Origin of the sequence: Nitratireductor mangrovi (assembly GCF_007922615.2) — a bacterium.
Lineage (GTDB): Bacteria > Pseudomonadota > Alphaproteobacteria > Rhizobiales > Rhizobiaceae > Mangrovimarina > Mangrovimarina mangrovi.
The window spans coordinates 3,908,960-3,931,468 of record NZ_CP042301.2 but is presented as its reverse complement, the minus strand read 5'-3'; the positions used below and the strand labels follow the sequence as shown (position 1 = coordinate 3,931,468).

General features: G+C 65.2%; 20 protein-coding genes. 10 read left to right on the top strand and 10 right to left on the bottom strand.

Annotated elements, in window-relative coordinates:
* Window positions 1-208: 208 nt before the first annotated feature.
* Together groL and FQ775_RS19265 are read right to left on the bottom strand one after the other, a co-directional pair.
* Window positions 209-1,834, bottom strand: coding sequence for a chaperonin GroEL (gene groL, locus FQ775_RS19270; RefSeq protein WP_167813056.1), 1,626 nt, complete (start codon window positions 1,832-1,834; stop codon window positions 209-211).
* A gap of 53 nt (window positions 1,835-1,887) precedes the next feature.
* On the bottom strand, window positions 1,888-2,202 hold the full coding sequence (locus FQ775_RS19265) for a co-chaperone GroES (protein ID WP_146300553.1): 315 nt from the start codon (window positions 2,200-2,202) through the stop codon (window positions 1,888-1,890).
* Between the two features lie 311 nt (window positions 2,203-2,513).
* Here FQ775_RS19265 and htpG point away from each other — a divergent pair, with 311 nt between their 5' ends.
* Complete coding sequence (gene htpG, locus FQ775_RS19260; RefSeq protein WP_146300552.1) at window positions 2,514-4,424, top strand: molecular chaperone HtpG; 1,911 nt, start codon at window positions 2,514-2,516, stop codon at window positions 4,422-4,424.
* 30 nt (window positions 4,425-4,454) lie between these two features.
* On the opposite strand, the gene FQ775_RS19255 is transcribed toward htpG, so the two are convergent.
* The 5 genes from FQ775_RS19255 to FQ775_RS19235 all read right to left on the bottom strand — a co-directional run bounded on the left by FQ775_RS19255 (window position 4,455) and on the right by FQ775_RS19235 (window position 9,445).
* Window positions 4,455-5,486, bottom strand: coding sequence for a histone deacetylase family protein (locus FQ775_RS19255; protein ID WP_146300551.1), 1,032 nt, complete (start codon window positions 5,484-5,486; stop codon window positions 4,455-4,457).
* 113 nt (window positions 5,487-5,599) lie between these two features.
* Complete coding sequence (nagA, locus tag FQ775_RS19250) at window positions 5,600-6,757, bottom strand: N-acetylglucosamine-6-phosphate deacetylase (protein ID WP_146300550.1); 1,158 nt, start codon at window positions 6,755-6,757, stop codon at window positions 5,600-5,602.
* Entirely contained in the window at window positions 6,754-7,782 is a 1,029-nt protein-coding gene (locus tag FQ775_RS19245) for an SIS domain-containing protein (protein ID WP_146300549.1), read from the bottom strand. The genes nagA and FQ775_RS19245 overlap by 4 nt, the downstream gene beginning before the upstream one ends.
* Window positions 7,779-8,570: a GntR family transcriptional regulator gene (locus tag FQ775_RS19240; RefSeq protein WP_146300548.1), complete on the bottom strand. Its 792-nt coding sequence runs from the start codon at window positions 8,568-8,570 to the stop codon at window positions 7,779-7,781. Before FQ775_RS19240 ends, FQ775_RS19245 begins: the two co-directional genes overlap by 4 nt.
* Window positions 8,567-9,445, bottom strand: coding sequence for a glucosamine kinase nucleotide-binding domain-containing protein (locus FQ775_RS19235; protein WP_146300547.1), 879 nt, complete (start codon window positions 9,443-9,445; stop codon window positions 8,567-8,569). The genes FQ775_RS19240 and FQ775_RS19235 overlap by 4 nt, the downstream gene beginning before the upstream one ends.
* Window positions 9,446-9,641: 196 nt before the next feature.
* Here FQ775_RS19235 and FQ775_RS19230 point away from each other — a divergent pair, with 196 nt between their 5' ends.
* The 9 genes from FQ775_RS19230 to mgrA all read left to right on the top strand — a co-directional run bounded on the left by FQ775_RS19230 (window position 9,642) and on the right by mgrA (window position 19,292).
* The gene (locus FQ775_RS19230) at window positions 9,642-10,565 is read left to right on the top strand and encodes an N-acetylmuramic acid 6-phosphate etherase (RefSeq protein ID WP_146300546.1); all 924 of its coding nucleotides are present in this window, start codon (window positions 9,642-9,644) and stop codon (window positions 10,563-10,565) included.
* Between the two features lie 22 nt (window positions 10,566-10,587).
* Window positions 10,588-11,847, top strand: coding sequence for an ABC transporter substrate-binding protein (locus FQ775_RS19225; RefSeq protein ID WP_146300545.1), 1,260 nt, complete (start codon window positions 10,588-10,590; stop codon window positions 11,845-11,847).
* 58 nt (window positions 11,848-11,905) lie between these two features.
* Window positions 11,906-12,835: a carbohydrate ABC transporter permease gene (locus FQ775_RS19220; protein ID WP_146300544.1), complete on the top strand. Its 930-nt coding sequence runs from the start codon at window positions 11,906-11,908 to the stop codon at window positions 12,833-12,835.
* Between the two features lie 10 nt (window positions 12,836-12,845).
* A complete protein-coding gene (locus FQ775_RS19215; RefSeq protein ID WP_146300543.1) occupies window positions 12,846-13,685 on the top strand; it encodes a carbohydrate ABC transporter permease in 840 nt (279 codons plus the stop codon).
* Window positions 13,682-14,743: a Gfo/Idh/MocA family protein gene (locus FQ775_RS19210; RefSeq protein WP_146300542.1), complete on the top strand. Its 1,062-nt coding sequence runs from the start codon at window positions 13,682-13,684 to the stop codon at window positions 14,741-14,743. Before FQ775_RS19215 ends, FQ775_RS19210 begins: the two co-directional genes overlap by 4 nt.
* Window positions 14,744-14,774: 31 nt before the next feature.
* Window positions 14,775-15,773 carry an ABC transporter ATP-binding protein gene (locus FQ775_RS19205; protein ID WP_146300541.1) on the top strand — a complete coding sequence of 333 codons (999 nt, stop codon included), beginning with the start codon at window positions 14,775-14,777 and terminating at the stop codon, window positions 15,771-15,773.
* A gap of 47 nt (window positions 15,774-15,820) precedes the next feature.
* A complete protein-coding gene (locus FQ775_RS19200) occupies window positions 15,821-16,687 on the top strand; it encodes a sugar phosphate isomerase/epimerase family protein (protein ID WP_146300540.1) in 867 nt (288 codons plus the stop codon).
* Between the two features lie 110 nt (window positions 16,688-16,797).
* Window positions 16,798-18,213 carry an NADP-dependent phosphogluconate dehydrogenase gene (gene gndA, locus FQ775_RS19195; protein WP_146300539.1) on the top strand — a complete coding sequence of 472 codons (1,416 nt, stop codon included), beginning with the start codon at window positions 16,798-16,800 and terminating at the stop codon, window positions 18,211-18,213.
* Between the two features lie 32 nt (window positions 18,214-18,245).
* Window positions 18,246-19,292, top strand: coding sequence for an L-glyceraldehyde 3-phosphate reductase (gene mgrA / locus FQ775_RS19190; RefSeq protein ID WP_146300538.1), 1,047 nt, complete (start codon window positions 18,246-18,248; stop codon window positions 19,290-19,292).
* 3 nt (window positions 19,293-19,295) lie between these two features.
* Here mgrA and FQ775_RS19185 read toward each other — a convergent pair whose 3' ends face one another.
* From FQ775_RS19185 to FQ775_RS19175, 3 genes are read right to left on the bottom strand one after another with little or no spacing between them, the layout of a single operon-like run.
* The gene (locus tag FQ775_RS19185) at window positions 19,296-20,846 is read right to left on the bottom strand and encodes a TRAP transporter large permease (protein ID WP_206064780.1); all 1,551 of its coding nucleotides are present in this window, start codon (window positions 20,844-20,846) and stop codon (window positions 19,296-19,298) included.
* Window positions 20,843-21,346, bottom strand: a complete 504-nt coding sequence (locus tag FQ775_RS19180) for a TRAP transporter small permease subunit (RefSeq protein WP_146300537.1) — start codon at window positions 21,344-21,346, stop codon at window positions 20,843-20,845. Before FQ775_RS19180 ends, FQ775_RS19185 begins: the two co-directional genes overlap by 4 nt.
* 54 nt (window positions 21,347-21,400) lie before the next feature.
* Window positions 21,401-22,489, bottom strand: a complete 1,089-nt coding sequence (locus FQ775_RS19175) for a TRAP transporter substrate-binding protein (protein WP_146300536.1) — start codon at window positions 22,487-22,489, stop codon at window positions 21,401-21,403.
* Between the last annotated feature and the right edge of the window lie 20 nt (window positions 22,490-22,509).

Sequence of the window (22,509 nt, the reverse complement as noted above, 5' to 3'; positions counted from 1 at the left end):
TCAAAGTCATTGCGTTTTGTCAGAAACGAATCTTCCCGTTGTTGCAGCCGGCCGTCCGACAGCGGCGTCGTGCCGTTTGCGCACTGCCTGCTGCCGTGGCGATCAAGCGTGAGGATGGCGGACCAGGCTGGTAGGCCGGCACGTCAAGCAATGAAAAAGCCCGCCCCGGGGAGGAGCGGGCTTCCCGTGCTGGCGAAGCTCGAGTGGCTCAGAAGTCCATGCCGCCGGGCATGGCCGGGGCCGGCGCGTCCTTCTTGGGCTTTTCGGCCACCATCGCCTCGGTAGTGACCAGCAAACCGGCAACCGAGGCGGCGTCCTGAAGCGCGGTGCGCACCACCTTCACCGGATCGATGACGCCCATCTTGTACAGATCGCCATATTCGCCGGTCTGGGCGTTCCAGCCATAGCCGAAATCGCTCTTCTCGCGCAGCTTGCCGACGATGATCGAGCCTTCCGCGCCGGCATTGTGCGCGATCTGGCGCACCGGGGCCTCAACAGCGCGGCGAACGATCTCGATGCCGAACTTCTGGTCCGGGTTCTCGCCCTTGACCTTGTCGAGCACGCTGATCGCGCGCAGCAGTGCCACGCCGCCGCCCGGCAGGATACCCTCCTCGACCGCCGCGCGGGTGGCATGCATGGCATCGTCAACGCGGTCCTTGCGTTCCTTGACCTCGACCTCGGTCGAGCCGCCGACGCGGATGACGGCGACGCCGCCGGCGAGCTTGGCCAGACGCTCCTGCAGCTTCTCGCGGTCGTAGTCGGAGCTGGTCTCTTCGATCTGCTGCCTGATCTGGGCAACGCGGCCCTCGATCTCGGCCTTCTTGCCGGCACCATCGACAACCGTGGTGTTCTCCTTCTCCACGATCACCTTCTTGGCGCGTCCGAGCATGTCGAGGCCGACGTTCTCGAGCTTGATGCCGAGATCCTCGGAGATCACCTGACCGCCGGTGAGGATGGCGATGTCCTCGAGCATGGCCTTGCGGCGGTCGCCGAAGCCGGGGGCCTTGACGGCCGCGACCTTCAGGCCGCCGCGCAGCTTGTTGACGACCAGCGTGGCCAGAGCCTCGCCCTCGACGTCCTCGGCGATGATCAGCAGTGGTTTCGACGACTGAACGACCGCTTCCAGAACCGGGAGCATGGCCTGCAGGTTGGAGAGCTTCTTTTCGTGCAGGAGGATGTAGGCATCCTCCAGTTCGACCCGCATGCGGTCCTGATTGGTCACGAAGTAAGGCGACAGATAGCCGCGGTCGAACTGCATGCCTTCGACAACCTCGAGCTCGGTCTCAGCAGTCTTGGCTTCCTCGACCGTGATGACGCCTTCGTTGCCGACCTTTTCCATCGCGCGGGCGAGGAAATTTCCGATCTCAGGGTCACCATTGGCGGAGATGGTGCCGACCTGGGCGATCTCGTCATTGTTGGAGATCTTGCGCGCCTTGCGCTTCAGTTCGCCGACCAGCGCCTCGGTGGCCTTGTCGATGCCGCGCTTCAGGTCCATCGGGTTCATGCCGGCGGCCACGGCCTTGGCGCCTTCCTGCACGATCGAATGTGCAAGCACGGTCGCGGTGGTGGTGCCGTCGCCAGCGATGTCGCTGGTCTTGGACGCGACCTCGCGCACCATCTGGGCGCCCATGTTCTCGAACTTGTCCTCGAGTTCGATCTCCTTGGCGACGGTGACGCCGTCCTTGGTCACCCGGGGGGCGCCGAACGACTTGTCGATGACGACGTTGCGGCCCTTGGGGCCGAGCGTCACCTTCACCGCATTGGCGAGGATGTCGACGCCGCGCAGCATGCGCTCGCGCGCGTCGCTATGAAATTTGACCTCTTTCGCTGCCATGTTTCCGTTCCTTCAACGCAATATAGATTGAACCTTTCGGCAGTCGCCAGCGATCAGGCGGCCTTGCGAAGGGCCGTGCCGTTGTCGATGATGCCCATCACGTCGCTTTCCTTCATGATGAGAAGGTCTTCGCCGTCGAGGCGGATCTCGGTGCCGGACCATTTGCCGAACAGGATGCGGTCGCCCACCGCGACGTCGAGCGGCTGGACCTGGCCGGCCTCGTTGCGGGCGCCCGGTCCGGCAGCGACGACTTCGCCTTCCATCGGCTTTTCCTTCGCGGTGTCTGGGATGATGATCCCGCCGGCGGACTTCTCCTCGGCCTCGACGCGACGGACGAGAATGCGGTCATGCAATGGACGAAATGTCATGGGTGTTCTCCTCTTGGGACAAACTGGTTCAAGAGCCCTCCGCCCCGGGAGACCGGTCTCTGCGGGGCGGTCGCGCGACCCGTTCTGCGGCATCGCGCGCGCGCCTGATCTGGTCGGCGGAAAATCCGGTTTCAAGAGCGCCGTCGCAAAATTTTAGCACTCTCCTGCCGAGAGTGCCAAGCGTGGCCGTCGATCCACCAGACTTCCGCCCGCACACGTCGCGGCGCGGTGGCCCAAGGGCTTGAAATTTTGGTCGCGACGCCTTTTCTCTAGCGGACCTCAATGGCGAGACACCGACTTCACAAACGACGATGACCAAAACCGACAAAACCTCCGAGAGCCATGTCTTCGAAGCCGATGTCGCCCGGCTGCTGCAGCTGATGGTGCACTCGGTCTATTCCGACCGGGACGTGTTCCTGCGCGAGCTGATCTCCAACGCCGCCGATGCCTGCGAGAAACTGCGCTACGAGGCACTGCAGACGCCGGAGTTGCTTGGCAAGCAGCCGGAGATGCGCATTGTCGTGACGGCCGATCCCGAAAAGCGGGTCCTGACAATCGCGGACAATGGCATAGGCATGTCGCGCGACGAACTTGTCGAGTCGCTCGGCACCATCGCTCGCTCCGGCACCAGGGCTTTCCTCGAGCGCGTCGAGGCCGCCGGCGGTGAGAAGTCGCCGAATGGCGACCGCCTGATCGGCCAGTTCGGCATCGGTTTCTACTCCGTCTTCATGGTCGCCGACAGCGTCGACGTCTTGTCACGCCGCGCCGGAAGTACGGATGCCTGGCGCTGGACGTCTACGGGCTCGGGGAGCTACGAGGTGGCGCCGCTTGCCGCCGCAGACGCGCCGGAGCGTGGCACCCATGTCGTCCTGCAGCTCAAGGAAGATGCCGGCCGCTACGCCGAGCGCGCCACGCTCGAGCGCATCATCAAGGCGCAGTCGGGCCATGTCGCGGTGCCGATCGCGATCGCCGACACCTCCGATGCGGAACCGGTGGAACTCAGCGACGGTTCGGCGCTATGGGCCAAGGCGAAGGCCGAAATCAGCGAGCAGGAATACACTGATTTTTATCGCGGCCTTTCGGGCCACTATGACGATCCGGCCCTGACCGTGCATTTCCGCGCCGAGGGCCGGCATGAATATTCGGCGCTTGCCTTCGTGCCCGGGTCGCGACCGTTCGACCTGTTTGATCCCGACCGCAAGGGGCGGATGAAGCTCTACGTCAAGCGCGTCTTCATCACCGACGATGCCGAACTCCTGCCGCGCTATCTGCGCTTCATGCGCGGCCTGGTCGACACGGCCGACCTGCCGCTCAACGTGTCGCGCGAGATGATCCAGGAAAGCCCGATCCTGACGAGCATTTCCCGCGGGCTGACCAGCCGCGTCTTGACCGCGCTGGAGAAGCTCGCCGACAGCGATGGCGACAAGTTCGAAGCGGTTTGGAACAATTTCGGCAGCGTCATCAAGGAAGGCATCTACGAGGATTTCGAGCGCCAGGAACAGTTGCTCGGGCTTGCCCGTTTCCGCAGCACCGCCGGCGAGGGCTGGCGGTCGCTGAAAGACTACGTCGCCGACATGCACGACAAGCAGGAGGCGATCTATTTCCTCGCCGGCGACAATCTCGAGCGGTTGCGGTCTTCGCCACAGCTCGAGGGTTTTCGCGCCCGGGGGCTGGAAGTGCTGTTGCTGTCCGACCCGGTCGACAGCTTCTGGGCCGCCACGGCGAAGCCTTTTGCCGACAGGCCGTTCAAGTCGGTCACACAAGGCGCGGCCGACCTCGCGGCGATTCCCCGACCGGGCGCGGACGCCGCTGATGAAACCGACAAGGGCAAGGCAAGCGATACCGAGCTTGCCACGCTGATGGCTTTCGCCAAGACGGTGCTGGAGGAGAAGGTTTCCGCCGTGCGCGCCTCAGACCGGCTGACCGACAGTGCGGTGTGTCTGGTGGCGCCCGAAGGCGGTCCGGACCGCGAACTGGAGCGCATCCTGCGCGGCGCCGGGCAGGCGTCCACGGCAACCAAGCCGGTGCTGGAGATCAATCCGTCGCACGCCCTCGTCAACGCCCTTGCAAAAAACGCCGGTGGCCAGAAGGCGCTGCGGGAGGACGCCGTGCGCCTGCTCTTCGACGAAGCGCTGGTCATGGAAGGCGAGCGCATCGACGACGCGCGCGGCTTTTCCGAACGGCTGGCGCGTGTGCTCGGCCACGCGTTGGCCGGCAAATAGACGCGCCACTACCAAACCGAAATGCAGGCGTCAGCCGCTTTCGAAGCCGGTCAGCACGCCGACCGCATTGATTCCGATCTCCTCGACCGCGTAGCCACCCTCCATGACGAACAGCGTCGGCAGACCTATTTTCGCCAGACGCGAGCCCATCTTCGGGTAGTCGTCCGATCTCAGGCGGAAATGGCTGATCGGATCGCGCTCGAACGTGTCGACGCCAAGCGAAACGATGACCACCTCCGGGGCAAAGCCCGACAACTGGCGCAGGGCATCCTCCAGCGCGGCGTTCCATGCGGCCCAATCGGTACCGGCCGGCAGCGGGTAGTTGTGGTTGAAGCCCTCGCCATCGCCGGTGCCGTGCTCGTCGGCATGGCCGAGGAAGTGCGGATATTCGGTCAGCGGATCACCGTGGAGGTTGATCACCTGCACGTCGCCGCGAGCATAGAATATCTCCTGCGTGCCGTTGCCGTGATGATAGTCGACGTCGAGGATGGTCACCCGTTGCGCGCCCTGGTCGCGGAACCATTGCGCGGCGACCGCGGCGTTGTTGATGTAGCAATAGCCACCCATCGAGGCGCTGCCGGCATGATGGCCGGGCGGGCGGCAGAGCGCGAAGGCGCTGCGTTCGCCTTCCTTGACCAGCGATGCCGCCGTCAGCGCCGTATCAAAGGAAGATTTGATCGCCTCCCAGGTGCCCTCGACGAAGGTCGCGCCGGCATCGAAGGAATAATAGCCGAGCAATGCTTCGATCGTATCAGGCGGCACGTCCGATCGCAGGCCCGGCGCCGGCCAGACGAAGGGCATGGCAGGAGTCGAATGACCAGCCACCCGCCACATCGGCCAGGCGTTGGGAAGAAAGTCGACATAGTCCGGCTTGTGCACGCGCTTGGCGAGCGCGATGTCGTGCGGACCCGGCTCGATCACCGGGCCGAGCCCGACCGCGTCGATGCGCTCGCGAATGAAGCGCGCCCGCGACGGGTTTTCGAAGCCGGGAACGATTTCGCCGCCGACAAGCTCCGTCTGCCCGGAATGCCCGGCGTGGCGAGGTGAAAAGACGGTCTTCATGAAACCTCCGGCGTGGCTGCAGGCTGCCCTGCAGGAGCCAGCCCTGCGTTCCGCATGACTGAAGTCAGCGCCATACTCAAGAGGCGCCCCTTGAGGGTTTGCGTCGCGCGCCGCTAGTTTTGGTGCATCTGCTCACCCGCAATCCAGACGGATTTGATGCCAAGGCCATCGTCGAGCTGCACGAAGTCGGCCCGCGTGCCCCTGCCAAGCTGGCCATGGTGGGCATCGAGCCCCATCGCCCGCGCCGGATAGAGCGACGCCATGCGCAAGGCCTCCTCGACCGGAAGGCCGATCGTTTCGTGCATGAACCGGACCGCCGAGATCATGTCGAGATCGGCGCCGGCCAGCGTGCCGTCCTCGAGTGTCAGCCGACCATCCTCGCGCCGGATGGTGCGGCCATTGAGCGTGAAGGCGGTCATCCCGGTGCCGATCGTCGCCATGGCGTCGGTGACCAGAAAGATGCGACCGGGAAGGCTCTTGGCCTTGAGCGCGGTGCGGATGTTGGCGGGATCGACATGAATGCCATCGGCGATCAAGCCGGCCGAAAGGCCGCCAAGATCGATCGCGGCGCCGACGAGGCCCGGCTCGCGGTTGGCGATCTGGCTCATGGCGTTAAAAAGATGAGTTACCATCGAGGCACCGGCGGCGGCGGCCTCCGCCGCCGTTTTGTAGCCGGCATCCGAATGGCCGAGGCTGACGACGATGCCGGCCGCCTTGAGCCGAGCGATGCGCTCGGGCGAGACCGACTCAGGCGCCACGGTGGTGAGCAGTGCCGGCAGGTTCCTGCGCGCGGAGATCAGGAAGGCTTCGTCGCCGTCCGTCATCGGCCGGATCAGCGCGGGGTCGTGCGCGCCCTTGCGCGCCAGCGAAAGATGCGGGCCTTCCAGATGCAGTCCGAGAAATCCCGTAACCTGCTCGCGCGCCGCCGCTTCGGCGGCGTCGACTGCTGCGCGCGTGACCTTCGGCGTGTCGGTGATCAGGGTCGGCAACAACGCGGTGGTGCCGAAGCGCGCATGCGCCGCGCAGATGGTGCGAACGGCATCAATGTCCTGGCGGTCGTTGAGCATGACGCCACCGCCGCCATTGACCTGCAGGTCGACGAAACCCGGCGCTATCAGGCCGTCGAGTTCGATCACCGCATCCACCGCCGGCATTCGGGACGTGTCGGTGATCGCGGTGACAACGCCGCCCCGTACGACGAGGGCCTTGTCGACATGCGTGGTCTCGCCGTCGAAGATGCGCGCGCCGCGAAATGCGGTAACCCTCGTCATAGCGTCTCGGTCACCTTGCGCAGGTTTGGCGGCGTGTCGGGGTCGAGCCCGCGGCCGCGCGCGAAAGCCTCCACGAAGGCATAGAAGGACGCGATCAGCGCCAGCGGATCGGCAAGGGGGTGGCCAGTCGCGGCGAAGGGCAGGCGATGGCTGGCTGCGACGCCGTCGGTGGTCGCAAAGACGGCAGCTCCACGCTCGGCCAGCGCGGCGGCTGCCTTGACCAGCGAAGGTTCGGCCGCGTCGCGGGCGGCAAGCAGCAAAACCGGAAAGCCGGGCTTCACCAGGGCCAGGGGACCGTGCATGACCTCCGCCGCCGAATAGGCCTCGGCATGAACACCGCTGGTTTCCTTGAACTTCAGCGCCGCCTCCTGGGCGATCGCCATCGACGGGCCACGCCCCAGGATGAACAGCGATTCGTGCCCGGCAAGCGCCTCGGCCAGACCCGACCAGTCACAGGAGATGGCGCTGCCGAGATCGTCCGGAAGCCTCGCCAGCGCCGCCGCGAGGCCGTCGTCGGACGTCCAGCGCGCGAGCAGCGACAGTCCTGCCAGCGCCGAGTTCACGAAGGTCTTGGTCGCCGCGACACTGCGCTCCGGCCCGGCCATGATGTCGGCGGCATGCCTGCATGCCTCGGCGAGCGGCGACGCAGCCGCGTTGGTGAGGCCGATGGTCAGCGCGCCACCCCTTGCGGCCATCTCGGTCATGGCGACAATGTCGGGGCTCTTGCCCGACTGCGAGATCGCAACCGTCGCGGCATGGTCGAGACGCAGGGTGACACCGTAGATCGAGGCGATCGACGGGCCGAGCGAGGCGACCGGTATCCTGGCTGTGATTTCGGTGGCGTATTTCAGGAACGACGCGGCATGGTCAGACGAGCCTCGCGCCACCGTGGCAAGCATCGCCGGCTCGAAAGCGCGCAGGGCTTCGCCAGCGGCCGCGAGAGCGTCGCTCCCAGTCACGATGAGCCGTGCCGCGGCCTCGGGGATCTCGCCGATCTCGCGCGCCATATGGGTGCGCCCGCTCATGCCGGCACCGCTCCCGGTGTTTGTGCCGGTTCGCTCAGCCGCAGCTCGGCGACGAAATCATAGGTGTCGCCGCGATAGACCGACCGCGTGAACTCGATCACCCGACCGGACGCGAGATAGGAGATACGCTCGATGCTGAGACCGGCGGCCCCGGGCGCCACACCGAGCAGTTCGGCGTCGCCCTCGCCAAGGTTGGTCGCCGAGATGCGCTGTACCGCCCGCACCGGGCGGTTGCCCGTCTTCTGCAACTCCGCATATAGCGAACTGTCGACTGTCTCAGGCCTTGGTAGGACGCTGGCGGAAAGCGACGCGCGCTCGATGGCGAGCGGGGTATCGTTGGCGAGACGCAACCGGGCCAGCCGTGCCACCATCTCCCGCGACGACAGGCCGAGCACCATCATCTCTTCGGGCGAAGGCGGGTAGACACCCTGGTCGAGCCAACGTGAGCGCGCCGTCATGCCGCGCCGCGCCATGTCTTCGGTAAACGATGTCAGTCGCGACAAGGACTGCTCGACGCGGTCGACCCGAGGCGCAACGAAAGTCCCCGATCCGCGCCGTTGCACCAGCAAGCCGCTACGGACGAGATCCTGCACGGCCTTGCGAACGGTGACGCGCGAAATGTCGGCCTGCGCAGCGAGATCGCGCTCTGATGGCAAAGCGTCGCCGGGCCGGATCACGCCGGCCTCGATCGCCTCCTCGATACTGCGTTTCAGGCGCAGATAAAGCGGTGTTCCCTGACCGGCGGCCTGGTCGAGCGCAAGGCGGATGCGGCTGGCAAGATCGCTCATCTGGCTACCGCCGTCTCACCGTACCGCTTCACGGCCAGCGCCACGGCGCCGCCCAGCGCGTCGGCCAATGGTTCGGCAAGGAAAGCCTTGAACGGCGCCGAAAGCCTGGGCGCGATCTGTTTTGCCAGCCCGCCCAGCAGGCAAAGCCGGTCACCGTCGCGCAGGCCGAGCGCCGCCAGCGCCTCCTCGATCTGGCGGACCGACCGGCTCAACAGCCGCTCGGCAGTCGGATCGCCTACGGGAGCGTGCTCAAAGACCAGCGGGGCGAACTGGCCGTAGTCTCGTGGCCGGGCGCCGGCCGCGAACCGCACGACCTTGCGCGGGTCGTTATCGAAACGTTCGAGCACCGCACGGGTCAGACCGGTGCCCGTGCGGATGCCGTCATGCGCCAGGAGCGATTCTTCCAGAAGTTCGCGGCCGAGGCGGGCGCCGCTGCCGAGGTCACTCAGCGCAAAACCCCAGCCGCCGATGGCGCGCGATTGCCCGTCATGCCTGACCATGAAAACCGAGCCGGTGCCGATGATGGCGATGGCGCCGTCATGTTCCCCCAATGCGCCATGCAAGGCGATCAGCGCGTCGCTCTCGCAAGCGCTTTCGCGGAAAGGCAGCATCGCGGTCAGCCGGTCGCCAAGATCGGCGACGTTGGCCCCGGCCAGGCCGAGAACGGCATCCGTCTCGGCGGCGCCGGCAAAATCCGCTCCCGCATCGGAGAAGGCATTGCGCGCCGCCTCGATGACGCTGTCGCGCGTCCCTTCGAGGTCTGTCATGATATTGGCCGGCCCGCCGGCGCCGCGGCCGATGACAACACCTGCCATCGTCGCAAGCGCGGCGCGACAATTGGTTCCTCCGCCATCGATGCCCAGGACCAGTCGCACGAACGCTCCTCCTTTCTGGATAATACCAATAAAATACCAATAGCCAAGCGTTAATTTCTCCCCGCGAGCCGGCATCGTCAATTTTCATCAATTTCAACTACTTAAGCTGCCGCGACAGCAGTCGTCAAACGAAAAACGTTAACGCCGCTGGACAAGTGGTATTTTTTTGGTATTTTCGCGGAAACAGGAGGAACGCATGGCCTTGCGCCGCACCGAGCAGCAGCATCCGGACGCCGGCGGCCTCGACCTCAAGGCCCCGCTCGAGGTGTCGCGTCTGCTCGCCGATGCACAGCTGGCGGCGGCCGGGGCCGTCCTCGGCGCAGTGGGGCCGCTTTCCGACGCCGCAGCAATCGTGGCCGACACGCTGCGCGGCGGTGGACGTCTTGCCTATGCCGCAGCGGGCAGCTCGGCGCTGATGGCGCTGGCGGACGCCCTGGAACTGCCCGGCACCTTCGGTATCGCGCCTGAGCGAGTGGTGGTGCTGATCGCGGGGGGGCAAGCGGCCCTTTCCCACCTCGCCGGCGGGCCGGAGGACGATCCCGACGAAGCGCGCCACGCGATCGGCAAGGCAGAGCTGGGCGCCGGTGACTGCCTGATCGCCATTTCCGCGAGCGGCTCCACGCCCTATGCGGTCGCAGCCCTCGCCGAGGCGCGGCGGCGCGGCATGCCCACGATCGCCATCGCCAACAACGCAGCGACGCCGCTCGTCGAGGGTGCCGACATCGGCATCGCGGTCGAGACACCACCGGAAATCATCGCGGGCTCGACCCGCATGGGAGCGGGTACCGCCCAGAAGATTGCACTCAATATGCTGTCGACCCTGGCGGCGATCCGCCTCGGTCACGTCCATGACGGCTACATGGTCAATCTGCGCGCCGACAATGCCAAACTGAGGGACCGCGCGGCGCGCATGGTGACGGCGATCGCCGGCTGTCCGCCCGAAGAGGCTGCCGCGCTGCTCGACCAGGCAGAGGGCTCGGTCAAGGTGGCGGTGCTTCTGGCGGCCGGCGCGCTCGACGGCGCTGCGGCGCGGGAACTGCTCGAAAGCGAAGGCGGCATGCTGCGCGCCGCGCTTTCGCGGCTGGAAAGCGGGAACGACGCCCGCAAACACGGAACCTGAGAGGGTAACAGGGAGAACGACAATGAAAAGCAGGACGCTTACCGCACTTCTCCTGGGAACGAGCATGCTCGGTTTTGCCGGGACGGCTTTTGCCCAGGACACCACGCTTACCATCGAGAGCTGGCGCAACGACGACCTTGCCATCTGGCAGGAAAAGCTGATCCCGGCCTTCGAGGCCAAGAACCCCGGAATCAAGGTGGTGTTCTCGCCGTCAGCGCCGACAGAATACAACGCCGCGCTCAACGCCAAGCTCGATGCCGGTTCGGCGGGCGATCTCATCACCTGCCGTCCCTTCGATGCCTCGCTGGAGCTCTACAACAAGGGCCATCTCGCCGACCTCTCCGGCCTTGCCGGTATGGAGAACTTCACCGACGTGGCGAAATCGGCCTGGTCGACCGATGACGGCAGCGCCACCTTCTGCGTGCCGATGGCCTCGGTGATCCACGGCTTCATCTACAACAAGGACGCATTCGCCGAGGTCGGCGTCGAGGTGCCGACGACGGAGGACGAGTTCTTCGCCGCCCTCGACAAGATCAAGGAAGATGGCACCTACATTCCGATGGCCATGGGCACCAAGGACCTCTGGGAAGCCGCCACCATGGGCTACCAGAACATAGGCCCCAACTACTGGAAGGGCGAGGAAGGCCGGCTGGCGCTGATCAAGGGCGACCAGAAGCTGACCGACGAGCAGTGGGTCGCTCCCTATGCGACGCTGGCCAAATGGAAGGATTATCTTGGCGACGGTTTCGAGGCACAATCCTATCCCGACAGCCAGAACCTGTTCACGCTGGGCCGCGCCGCGATCTATCCGGCCGGTTCCTGGGAAATCTCGCTGTTCAATTCCCAGGCCGATTTCGAGATGGGCGCCTTCGCCCCGCCTGTGAAGGCGGGCGGCGACACCTGCTACATCTCCGACCACAACGACATCGCGATCGGCCTCAACGCCAAGAGCGCCAATGCCGAGGCGGCGAAGACCTTCCTGTCGTGGGTGGCCTCGCCGGAATTCGCGACCATCTACGCCAACGCCCTGCCCGGCTTCTTCTCGCTGTCGTCGACCCCGGTCGAGATGGAAGACCCGCTGGCGCAGGAATTCGTCTCCTGGCGCGAGAGCTGCGAATCGACGATCCGTTCGACCTACCAGATCCTGTCGCGCGGAACGCCCAATCTCGAAAACGAGACCTGGGTGAAGTCGGCCAACGTCATCAACGGCACCGAGACGCCGGAAGCGGCCGCCGCCGAGCTCCAGAAGGGTCTCGCCAGCTGGTACGACCCTCAGAAATAGGCTGACGACAAGGATGCGCGGGCCGCCCATCGGCGGCCCGGCACGGGGGGAAACGGCGATGGCGACAGGCAAGTCGGAAAGAACGCCGATCCGCTGGCACATCGCCGTGTTCCTGGCGCCTGCGGTGTTGATCTACAGCGCGGTCATGATCGTGCCGCTGTTCGGCACGCTGCAGCTTTCGCTCTTCACCACCATCGACAACGAGCAGGTCTTCGCCGGCATCGACAACTTTCGGACCCTGTTCGGCGATGAGCGCTGGTCGGTGAGTTTCTGGAACGCGCTCTGGAACAACACCTGGTTCTTCATCATCCACATGCTGGTGCAAAACCCGGTCGGAATCCTGCTCGCCGCCCTGCTCAGCCACCCGCGGCTGCGCTTTTCGGCCTTCTATCGCACGGCGATCTTCATCCCGACGATCCTCTCCTTCGTCATCGTCGGCTTTACATGGAAGCTGATCCTGAGCCCGCTCTGGGGTGTGGCGCCAGACCTGCTCGACATGGTTGGGCTCAAGCACCTGTTCACGCCATGGCTCGGCAAGGAGGAGTATGCCCTCACCACACTCGGGCTGATCTCGGTGTGGCAATTCGTCGGCATCCCGATGATGCTGATCTATGCGGCGCTGCTGTCGATTCCGGACGAAATCCTCGAAGCGGCCGAATGCGACGGCATCACCGGCTTCTCGCAATTCTGGAAGATCCAGCTACCGCTGATCCTGCCGGCCATCGGCATCATCTCGGTGCTGACCTTTGTCGGCAATTTCAACGCCTTCGACCTGATCTATTCCGCGCAAGGGGCGCTGGCGGGCCCGAACTATTCGACCGACATTCTCGGCACGTTCCTCTACCGCACCTTCTTCGGCTTCCAGTTGCAGACCGGCGATCCGAACATGGGCGCCACCATCGCCTCGATCATGTTCTTCATCATCCTGACCGGCGTGTGCATCTACCTGTTCGCCATCCAGACGCGCCTCAGGCGCTACCAGTTCTGAGGGCGCGACGGTGAGCCAGGCCAGAACCTCCCCAGCGCGCACCTTCGCCGCCCACGCGATCCTGATCGTCTACACCGTGATCGCGCTGTTTCCGGTGCTGGTCGTGGTGATGAACTCGTTCAAGTCGCGCAAGGCGATTTTCCGCTCGCCGCTGTCGCCGCCGACGGGCGAGACGTTCGACATGATCGGTTACGAGACCGTGCTGTCGCAGGGCAACTTCCCGCTCTATTTCCAGAACAGCGTCATCGTCACGGTCGTCGCGCTGGCCATCGTGCTGATCTTCGGCGCAATGGCCGCCTTCGCGCTGGCCGAGTACCGCTTTCGCGGCAACACGCTGATGGGACTATACCTGGCGCTCGGCATCATGATTCCTATCCGGCTCGGCACCGTCGCGATCCTTGAGATGATGGTGGCGAGCGGGTTGGTCAACACGCTGACTGCCCTGATCCTGGTCTATTCGGCGCAGGGCCTGCCGCTGGCGATCTTCATCCTGACCGAGTTCACGCGCCAGATCTCCGACGACCTGAAGAATGCCGGGCGCATCGACGGGTTGTCGGAATACCGCATCTTCTTCCAGCTCGTGCTGCCGCTGCTGCGCCCGCCGATGGCGACCGTCGCCGTCTTCACCATGATCCCGATCTGGAACGATCTCTGGTTCCCGCTGATCCTGGCGCCGGCCGAGTCGACCAAGACCGTGACGCTCGGCGCGCAGCTCTTCCTCGGCCAGTTCGTCACCAACTGGAACGCGGTGCTGGCCGCGCTGTCGCTGGCCATCCTGCCGGTGCTCGTCCTTTACCTCATCTTCTCGCGGCAGCTGATCCGCGGCATCACATCCGGAGCCGTCAAGTGAACGCAACGAACCCGATCCGCGTCGTCGTGGCAGGTCTCGGCAATATGGGCCGCAGCCATGCGCTGGCCTATCACGACAATCCCGGCTTCGAGATCGTGGCGCTGGTCAACCGCTCGAAAGTCGAGCTGCCTGAAGGGCTTTCGGGTTACGGCATTCGCCCTTCGTTCGATGACACGCTGAAGGAACTGCGACCGGAGCTCGCCTCGATCAATACCTATTCCGACAGCCATGCCGACTATGCGGTCATGGCCTTGGAGGCGGGCGCCCATGTCTTTGTCGAAAAGCCGCTGGCGACCTCGGTCGCCGACGCCGAGCGCGTTGTGGCGGCGGCAAAGGCCAACGGTCGCAAGCTCATCATCGGCTATATCCTGCGCCATCACCCTTCATGGGTGCGGCTGATTTCCGAAGCGCGTGCGCTCGGCGGACCCTACGTCTTTCGCATGAACCTGAACCAGCAGTCGCGCGGACCGACCTGGGCGACGCACAAGCAACTCATGCAGACGACTTCCCCGATCGTCGATTGCGGCGTGCATTATCTCGACGTCATGTGCCAGATCACCGATGCGCGGCCGGTCGAGGTGCGCGGCATGGGGCTGAGGCTGACCGACGAGATCGCCCCTGACATGTACAATTACGGCCACCTGCAGGTGCTGTTCGAGGACGGTTCGGTCGGCTGGTACGAGGCGGGCTGGGGCCCGATGATCTCCGAGACCGCCTTTTTCGTGAAGGACGTGATCTCTCCCAACGGCTGCGTTTCGATCGTCATGGACGAGAATGCCAAGTCCGACGACATCGACACCCACACCAAGACAGCCGTGATCCGGATACACCGCGCCGAAACCGGCCCGGACGGCCGGTTTGCCTCCCCGGACGAGCATCTGTCGATGGAAGGCGAGCCCGGGCACCAGGCGCTGTGTGACCGCGAGCAGGCCTTCGTGCTTAACGCGATCCGCGAGGATATCGACCTGTCGCGCCATATGGACGATGCGGTCAAGTCGCTGCGGGTTTGCCTTGCCGCCGACGAAAGCGTGCGAACCGGCAAGGCAGTGCGGCTTTGAGAGCGCCGGAGGAGAGGGTGGGAGAGACGGCATGGACGCGCTGAAGCTCGAAGACATCCGCAAATCCTTCGGCCAGGTCGAGGTGCTGAAAGGTATCGACCTCGAGGTTGCCGACGGCGAATTCGTCGTCTTTGTAGGCCCGTCCGGCTGCGGCAAGTCGACCCTCCTGCGCGTCATCGCCGGCCTCGAGGACGCAAGTTCCGGCGATGTCATCATAGCCGGCGCGCGGGTCAACACGGTGCCGCCTGCCAAGCGCGGCATCGCCATGGTGTTCCAGACCTACGCGCTTTATCCGCATCTGACCGTGCGCAACAATATGGGGCTCGGGCTCAAGCAGTCCGGTGCGCCGGCGGCCGAGATCGCCAGGCGCACCGACGCCGCCTCGGCGATGCTGTCGCTCGAACCCTATCTGGAGCGCCGGCCGGCGGAGTTGTCGGGTGGCCAGCGTCAGCGCGTCGCGATCGGCCGCGCAGTGGTACGCGAGCCGAAACTGTTCCTGTTCGACGAGCCGCTGTCGAACCTCGATGCGGCGCTCAGGGTCAACACACGGCTCGAGATCGCCCAGTTGCACAGGCGTCTCAGGGCGACGATGATTTACGTCACCCACGACCAGGTCGAGGCGATGACGCTCGCCGACCGTATCGTCGTTTTGAACGAGGGCCGGATCGAGCAGGTCGGCCCGCCGATGGAGCTTTACAATAACCCGGCCAACGAATTCGTTGCCGGCTTCATCGGTTCACCCAAGATGAATTTCATCGATGGCGCGCGCCTCGGCGAAACAGTCAAGACGGTCGGCGTGCGGCCGGAACATCTCAGCGTCGATCGCGACAAGGGCGACTGGAAGGGCACGGTTGTTCACGCCGAGCACCTTGGCGCCGACACCAATCTCTATATCGAAACCGAGAGGGCGGGCCTTCTGACGGCGCGCATCTTTGGTGAATTCCGGGCCGAACCCGGCGAAACCATCTTCGCCACGCCCGATCCCGAGCGCACTTGCCGTTTCGACGCCGAAGGCCGTACCGTGCGCTGAACGAGAGCCGCGGCCCGGCCGCGCTCATCGGCTTGGGGGAGATTTCGATGAAGGTCGGCTTTTGCCTGTTTCTGTGGACGACGCACGTTACGGCAGCGCATGAGGCGTTGCTTCGCGACCTGAAGAAGACCGGCTATGACGGCGTCGAGATTCCGGTGTTCGAGGGTGAGCCCGACGACTACCGAAGGCTCGGCGCACTGCTCGACGAGATCGGACTGGAACGGACCGCGGTGTCGGCCATGGGCGACCCGGCAATGAACCTGATCTCGGCTGATGGTAGCGAGAGGGCAGCCGGCGCTTCGTACATGCAGTGGGCGATCGATTGCAGCGCAGCGCTGGGCGCCGACACGCTGTCGGGTCCGCTGCATTCGACGCTCGGCCATTTTTCCGGCGAAGGCCCGACGCGGGCCGAGTTCGAACGCTCGATCGCTGCGCAACGCACAATCGGCGATCATGCCGGCAAGCACGGCGTCACCGTCGGGCTCGAGGCGCTGAACCGCTTCGAATGTTACCTCGTCAACACGATGGACGACCTCTGCGCCCATCTCGACGAGATCGACCATCCGCATATCAAGGCGATGTATGACACGTTCCACGCCAATATCGAGGAGCAGGACCCGATCGGCGCCTTCGAGCGCAATCTGCGCCATATCGTGCATGTCCACATCTCGGAAAACGATCGCGGTGTACCCGGCCGCGGCAACATCCCCTGGGAAGAGACCTTTGCCGCTATCCGCGGCTCCGGCTACGACCGCTGGCTGACGATCGAATCCTTCGGCCGGGGACTGAAGGATCTCGCTGCCGCAACCAAGGTCTGGCGCGACTTTGCCGAAAGCCCGGAGGCTGTCTATCGCCAGGGTTTCGCTCATATCCGCGACGGCTGGGCCGCGGCCGGCCAGGCCAAGCGCTCCTGAGTACCGAGACCGTTCCAGCCAACGAAAAATCTCGCTGTCGGGGCGTACTCATTCGGCCGCAACACGGATAAGGTTCACGCGGCTGTCGGCAAACCGGGAATTTCGCAATCATGGAAAAGGCGGAGATCGGCCTCATCGGGCTTGGGGTCATGGGCGCCAACCTCGCCCTCAACATTGCCGAAAAGGGCCACCGGATAGCGGTCTGGAACCGGACGACGGAAACCACCCACGCCTTTGCCGCCGACGCCGGTCCGCTTGCCGAGCGCATCATTCCTTGCGAAACGCTGGCGGAGCTTGTGACCGCCATCCGCCCGCCGCGCCCGCTTATCCTGATGGTGCCGGCCGGGGCCGCGGTCGACCAGCAGATCAAGGCATTGAGGCCGCTGCTTTCGGTCGACGATATTCTGATCGATGCAGGCAATGCCAACTTCCGCGACACGATGCGGCGCTTCGAGGAACTGGAGGGCACCGGCCTTTCGTTCATCGGCATGGGTGTCTCCGGAGGCGAGGAAGGCGCACGCCATGGCCCCTCGATCATGGTCGGCGGCAGTGCGCAGTCATGGCTGCGGCTGAAGCACATTCTGGTGGCGATCGCGGCGCGCCACGACGACGAACCCTGCGTCGCCCATCTCGGGCCGAATGGCGCCGGCCATTTCGTCAAGACCATCCACAATGGCATCGAGTATGCCGACATGCAGATGATCGCCGAGATCTACGGCATCCTCCGCGACGGTGCAGGGCTGCAGACACCAGAAATGGCGCGGCTTTTCGAGACCTGGAACAAGGGCAGGCTCGAATCCTATCTGGTCGAGATCACGGCCAAGGTGCTCGCAGCGACCGACCCCGAAACCCAGGCGCCCGTTGTCGATATCATCCTCGACCGAGCCGGCCAGAAGGGCACCGGACGCTGGTCGGCAATCGAGGCCCAGCGCGCCGGCGTCGCCGCGACCGCGATCGAGGCGGCGGTGGCGGCGCGCAGCCTTTCGGCCCTGAAGCAGGAACGCGAAGCGGCCGAAGCGGCATACGGTTTGCCGGCGCCGGCCTTCGCCAAGGCGGACAAGCGCCGCATCGTCGACGATCTCGAACTGGCGCTGTTCGCCGGCAAGATTGCCGCCTATGCGCAGGGCTTCGCAGTCATGGAAGCCGCGTCGCGCGAATTTGCCTGGGGCACACCACTGGCGACGGTGGCGCGCATATGGCGTGCCGGCTGCATCATCCGCTCGCAGTTCCTCGGCGCCATCGCGGAGATCTATGACGAGGGTCCGGTCGCCAATCTTCTGGTCGCGCCGCGCTTCGTCGAGGCGATGACAGAGGCGCATCCTGCCTTGCGCCGCGCGGTGGCCCGCGCCGCCGAGGCCGGCATTCCGGTGCCGGCCCTCTCCTCTGCCCTTGCTTATTTCGACACCTATCGCACGGCGCGCGGCACGGCCAACCTGATCCAGGCCCAGCGCGATTTCTTTGGTGCGCATGGCTTCGAGCGCATCGACGCGGACGGCGCGCATCACGGGCCGTGGCAGGCCGTCTGAACCATACCGCTACCGAAACGAAGAGGGACGACATGGCTTGGCATCCTGCCGACGACCGTTACGACAAGATGAGCTACCGGCGCTGCGGCCGGTCCGGGCTGAAGCTTCCGGCGGTATCGCTTGGCCTTTGGCACAATTTCGGCGGAGACACGCCGCACGAGACCAAGCGCGCGATCTGCCGCAAGGCCTTCGATCTCGGCATCACCCATTTCGACCTTGCCAACAATTACGGCCCGCCGCCGGGCTCTGCCGAAACCGCTTTCGGCGAGATCCTGCGCACCGATTTCGCCGGCTTCCGCGACCAGCTGATTATCTCGACCAAGGCAGGCTACGACATGTGGCCTGGCCCTTACGGCGAATGGGGCAGCCGCAAATATCTGCTCGCCTCGCTCGACCAGAGCCTGAACCGGCTCGGCCTCGATTACGTCGACATCTTCTACTCGCACCGTTTCGACCCGGACACCCCGCTGGAAGAGACCATGATGGCGCTCGATCAGGCGGTCCGTTCGGGGCGGGCGCTTTACGCCGGCATTTCCTCCTACAATTCGCAACGTACTGCCGAGGCGGCCGCGATCCTGCGTGACCTCGGTACGCCCTGCCTGATCCACCAGCCGAGCTATTCGATGATCAACCGCTGGATCGAGGAGGACGGGCTGCTCGACACGCTCGACGATCTCGGCATCGGCTCGATCGTGTTCTCGCCGCTGGCCCAGGGCATGCTGACGGCGAAATATCTCGACGGCGTTCCCGAGGGTAGCCGCGCCACGCAGGGCAAGTCGCTGCGCCAGTCCTTCCTCAACGAAGGCACCCTCGCCAACATTCGCGCCCTCAACGAGATTGCCGAAAAACGCGGCCAGACCCTGGCCCAGATGGCGATCGCCTGGGTGCTGCGTGGCGGTCAAGTGACCTCGGCACTGATCGGCGCCAGCCGACCGGAGCAGGTCGAGAACTGCGTCGGAGCGCTGGCCGGGCTGGACTTCACCGACGCCGAACTGTCGGCGATCGACCGCCACGCGCATGACGCCAACGTCAATCTCTGGGCGGCGTCGGCCGAGCGCAAGGGGCCGCCGCGCAAGTAGGCATCAGAAGATGATGGCGGGCAGCCAGGTTGCGATGCCGGGCAGTAGCCAGATCACCGCAACGCCGACGATCTGCAAAAGGATGAAGGGCGCCACGCCGGCATAGATGTGGCCGGTGGTGATCTCCGGCGGTGCCGCCCCGCGCAGATAGAACAGCGAGAAACCGAAAGGCGGCGTCAGGAACGAGGTCTGGAGGTTGATGGCGAGCAGGATCGCCAGCCATACCGGGTCGTGTCCCATCAGGATCAGCACGGGCACGATCAGCGGCAGCAGGATCACGGTGATCTCGACGAAGTCGAGGAAGAAGCCGAGCACGAAGACCAGCGCCATGCAGAAGATCAGCGCTCCGGTCGGTCCGCCTGGCATCGCGGTCAGGATCTGCTCGATGCGTTCTTCGCCACCCAACCCGACGAAGACCAGCGAAAAGATGCTCGCGGTCAGGATGGTAGCGAAGATCATCGCCGTCACCGTCATGGTCGAGGTGAGCGCAGGTTTCAGCATCCCGGAGCGCGCAATGCGAAGGAGAGAAGCCAGGATGGCGGCGATGCCGAGGAGGGCGAGGCCGGCATAGGCGATGCCCTGGGCCCAGCCGAGCGCAGTGACATCGCTGCGCTGCAGCCTGACCGGCGCCGCACCGGCGGCGACCGCCAGCAACAAGAGCGCGCCGGCGCCGAGGAAGATCAGCCGCGGCGAAACGCCGTTGCGGTGCCCGGCCATCAGAACCGCACCGACCGCGCCGACCGAGGCCGCCTCGGAGGGGGTGGCAACGCCGCCGAGGATGGCGCCGAGAACGGCGACGATGAGCAGGACCGGCGGAACGATGGCGCCGGCGACCTCGCGCAGATTTGGGCGCGGCTCGGAGGTGTCGGAGGCCGGGGCGTCGTCCGGCACAAGCAGGGCACGGACCAGCACATAGGCGATGTAGATCGCCACCAGCGTCAACCCCGGCAGCAGCGCCGCGGCGAAGGTCTGACCCACCGAGATGGTCTCGACGGTAAACTTGCCCTGCTCGAACTGTGCCTGCTGGTAGGCGTTCGACATCACGTCGGAAAGGATGATGAGCAGCGTCGAGGGCGGGATGATCTGACCGAGCGTGCCGGCGGTGCAGACGACGCCGGAGGCGAGTCTTGGGTCGTAGCCGTTCCTGAGCATGGTCGGCAGCGCGATCATGCCCATGGCAATGACGGTGGCGCCGACGATGCCGGTCGAGGCGGCCAGCAGCGCGCCGACCAGGACGACCGAGACGCCGAGGCCGCCGCGCAGCCCGCCGAACAGGCGGCCCATCGTCTCCAGCAGTTCCTCGGCGACCCGGCTGCGTTCCAGCACCACGCCCATCAGCACGAAAAGCGGGATGGCGATCAGCACATCGTTGGTCAGGACGCCGAAGACGCGCTGGCCGAGCGCACCGAGCAGGGTGATGTCCATGACGCCGCTGAGCCAGCCGAGAAAGGCGAAGGCGGTCGCCACGCCGGCGATCGAAAACGACACCGGAAAGCCGATCAGGATGCAGCCGATCAGCGCCGCGAACATCAGGAGGTCGAGATAAAGGCTCACGCGCGGGCCTCGCGCAGGCGTACCACGTCGCGCAGCAGGCAAGCCACGGACTGGATGATGAGCAGCACGCAGAAGGCCGGTATCAGCGACTTCAGGAGGAACGAAGCCGGGATGCCGCCGACCGAGATCGGCCCTTCCAGAATTGCCCAGGAATTGCGCACCGAGGGCCATGACCACAGGAGCAGCACGGTCATCGACGGCAGCAGCAGGAAGAGATGTCCGAAAAGGTCGATCGCCGACTGCCGGCGCCGGCTCGCCTTGGCGTAGAAGATGTCGACCCTGACATGGCCGTCAACGAGCAAAGTATAGCCGGCGCCGAGCATGAACAGGGTCGCGTGCAGGTAAAGCACGCTTTCGTTGAGCGCGATGAAGCTGACGCCGAAGACGTAGCGCAAGACGACGATGCCGAACTGCACCAGCACCATCAGAATCGCGCACCAGCGCACGATGTCGCCGACCGCTCGGTTCACGCTGTCGAGCCGCTCGGCGAGCGTGTTCATTCCGTCCCCCGCGATGTGGGTGGCCGGCGCAGGGTTCCGCGCCGGCCGTCCCGGTCAGTAGTTATAGTCCATGGCGCGGGCGTTCATCTGCCCATTGTCGGCATAGACCATATAGCCGGCTACCGACTTACGGTAGGCGAGGAAGCTTTCGACGATGCGGCGTACCAGTTCGTCGTCGCTTTCGCGGAGTTCGGCCATGACCTCGCCGGCGGCGTTGCCGAGCGCGACAATGACGTCGTCCGGCAGCTTCTTCACCTGCACGCCCTCCTCGGCGACCAGCTTCTCCAGCGCGAGCGCATGCTTGGTGGTGTATTCGGTCCAGACCGGGTTGTAGAGGCTCTCGCAGGCGAGCGAGACCGCGGCCTTCAGGTCGTCCGGCAGCTCCTCATAGACCTTGGCGTTGACCGCGCATTCCTCGGCCGAGGAGGGCTCGCCGACGCCCGGCCAGTAGTAGTTCTTGGCGACCTGCTGGAAGCCCAGCGCGCTGTCGGTCCACGGGCCGATGAACTCGCCGGCGTCGAGGGCGCCCGACTGCAGGGCCTGGAACATGTCTCGGCCGCCCATCGCCTGTACGGCCATGCCGATCCTGGCGCACATCTCCGACGCCAGACCGGTGGTGCGGAAGCGCAGCCCCTTCAGGTCATCGACCGAATTGATCTCGCCGCGGAACCAGCCCTGCCATTGCGGACCGGAATTGCCGCACAGGAACGGCTTCAGGCCGAAGCGGGCATAGATCTCGTCGTACAGCGCCTGGCCGCCGCCATGGGCAAGCCAGCCGAACTGCTCGTCGGCGCGAAGCCCGAAGGGCTGCGAGCCGAACAGCAGGATGCCTTTCGACTTCGAGCCCCAGTAGGCCGGCACGGCATGGTAGAGTTCGGCCGTCCCTTCCGAGACGGCGTCGAAGACACCGTTGCCGGGCACCAGCTCGCCTGCGGCGTAGAGCTTGACCTCGATGCGGCCACCCGAAAGCGTGGTGATGCGGTCGGCCAGCATCTGCGCGGCAACGCCCGGTCCGGGAAGGTTCTTCGGCCACGCCGTCACCATCTTCCATTCGCGCTTGTCCTGGGCGATGGCCGGTGTCGCAAGTGCAGCGGTCGCGGCTCCGCCCAGTGCGGCATTTTTCAGAAAGTCCCTGCGCTTCATCGTGCTTTCTCCTGTCGAGG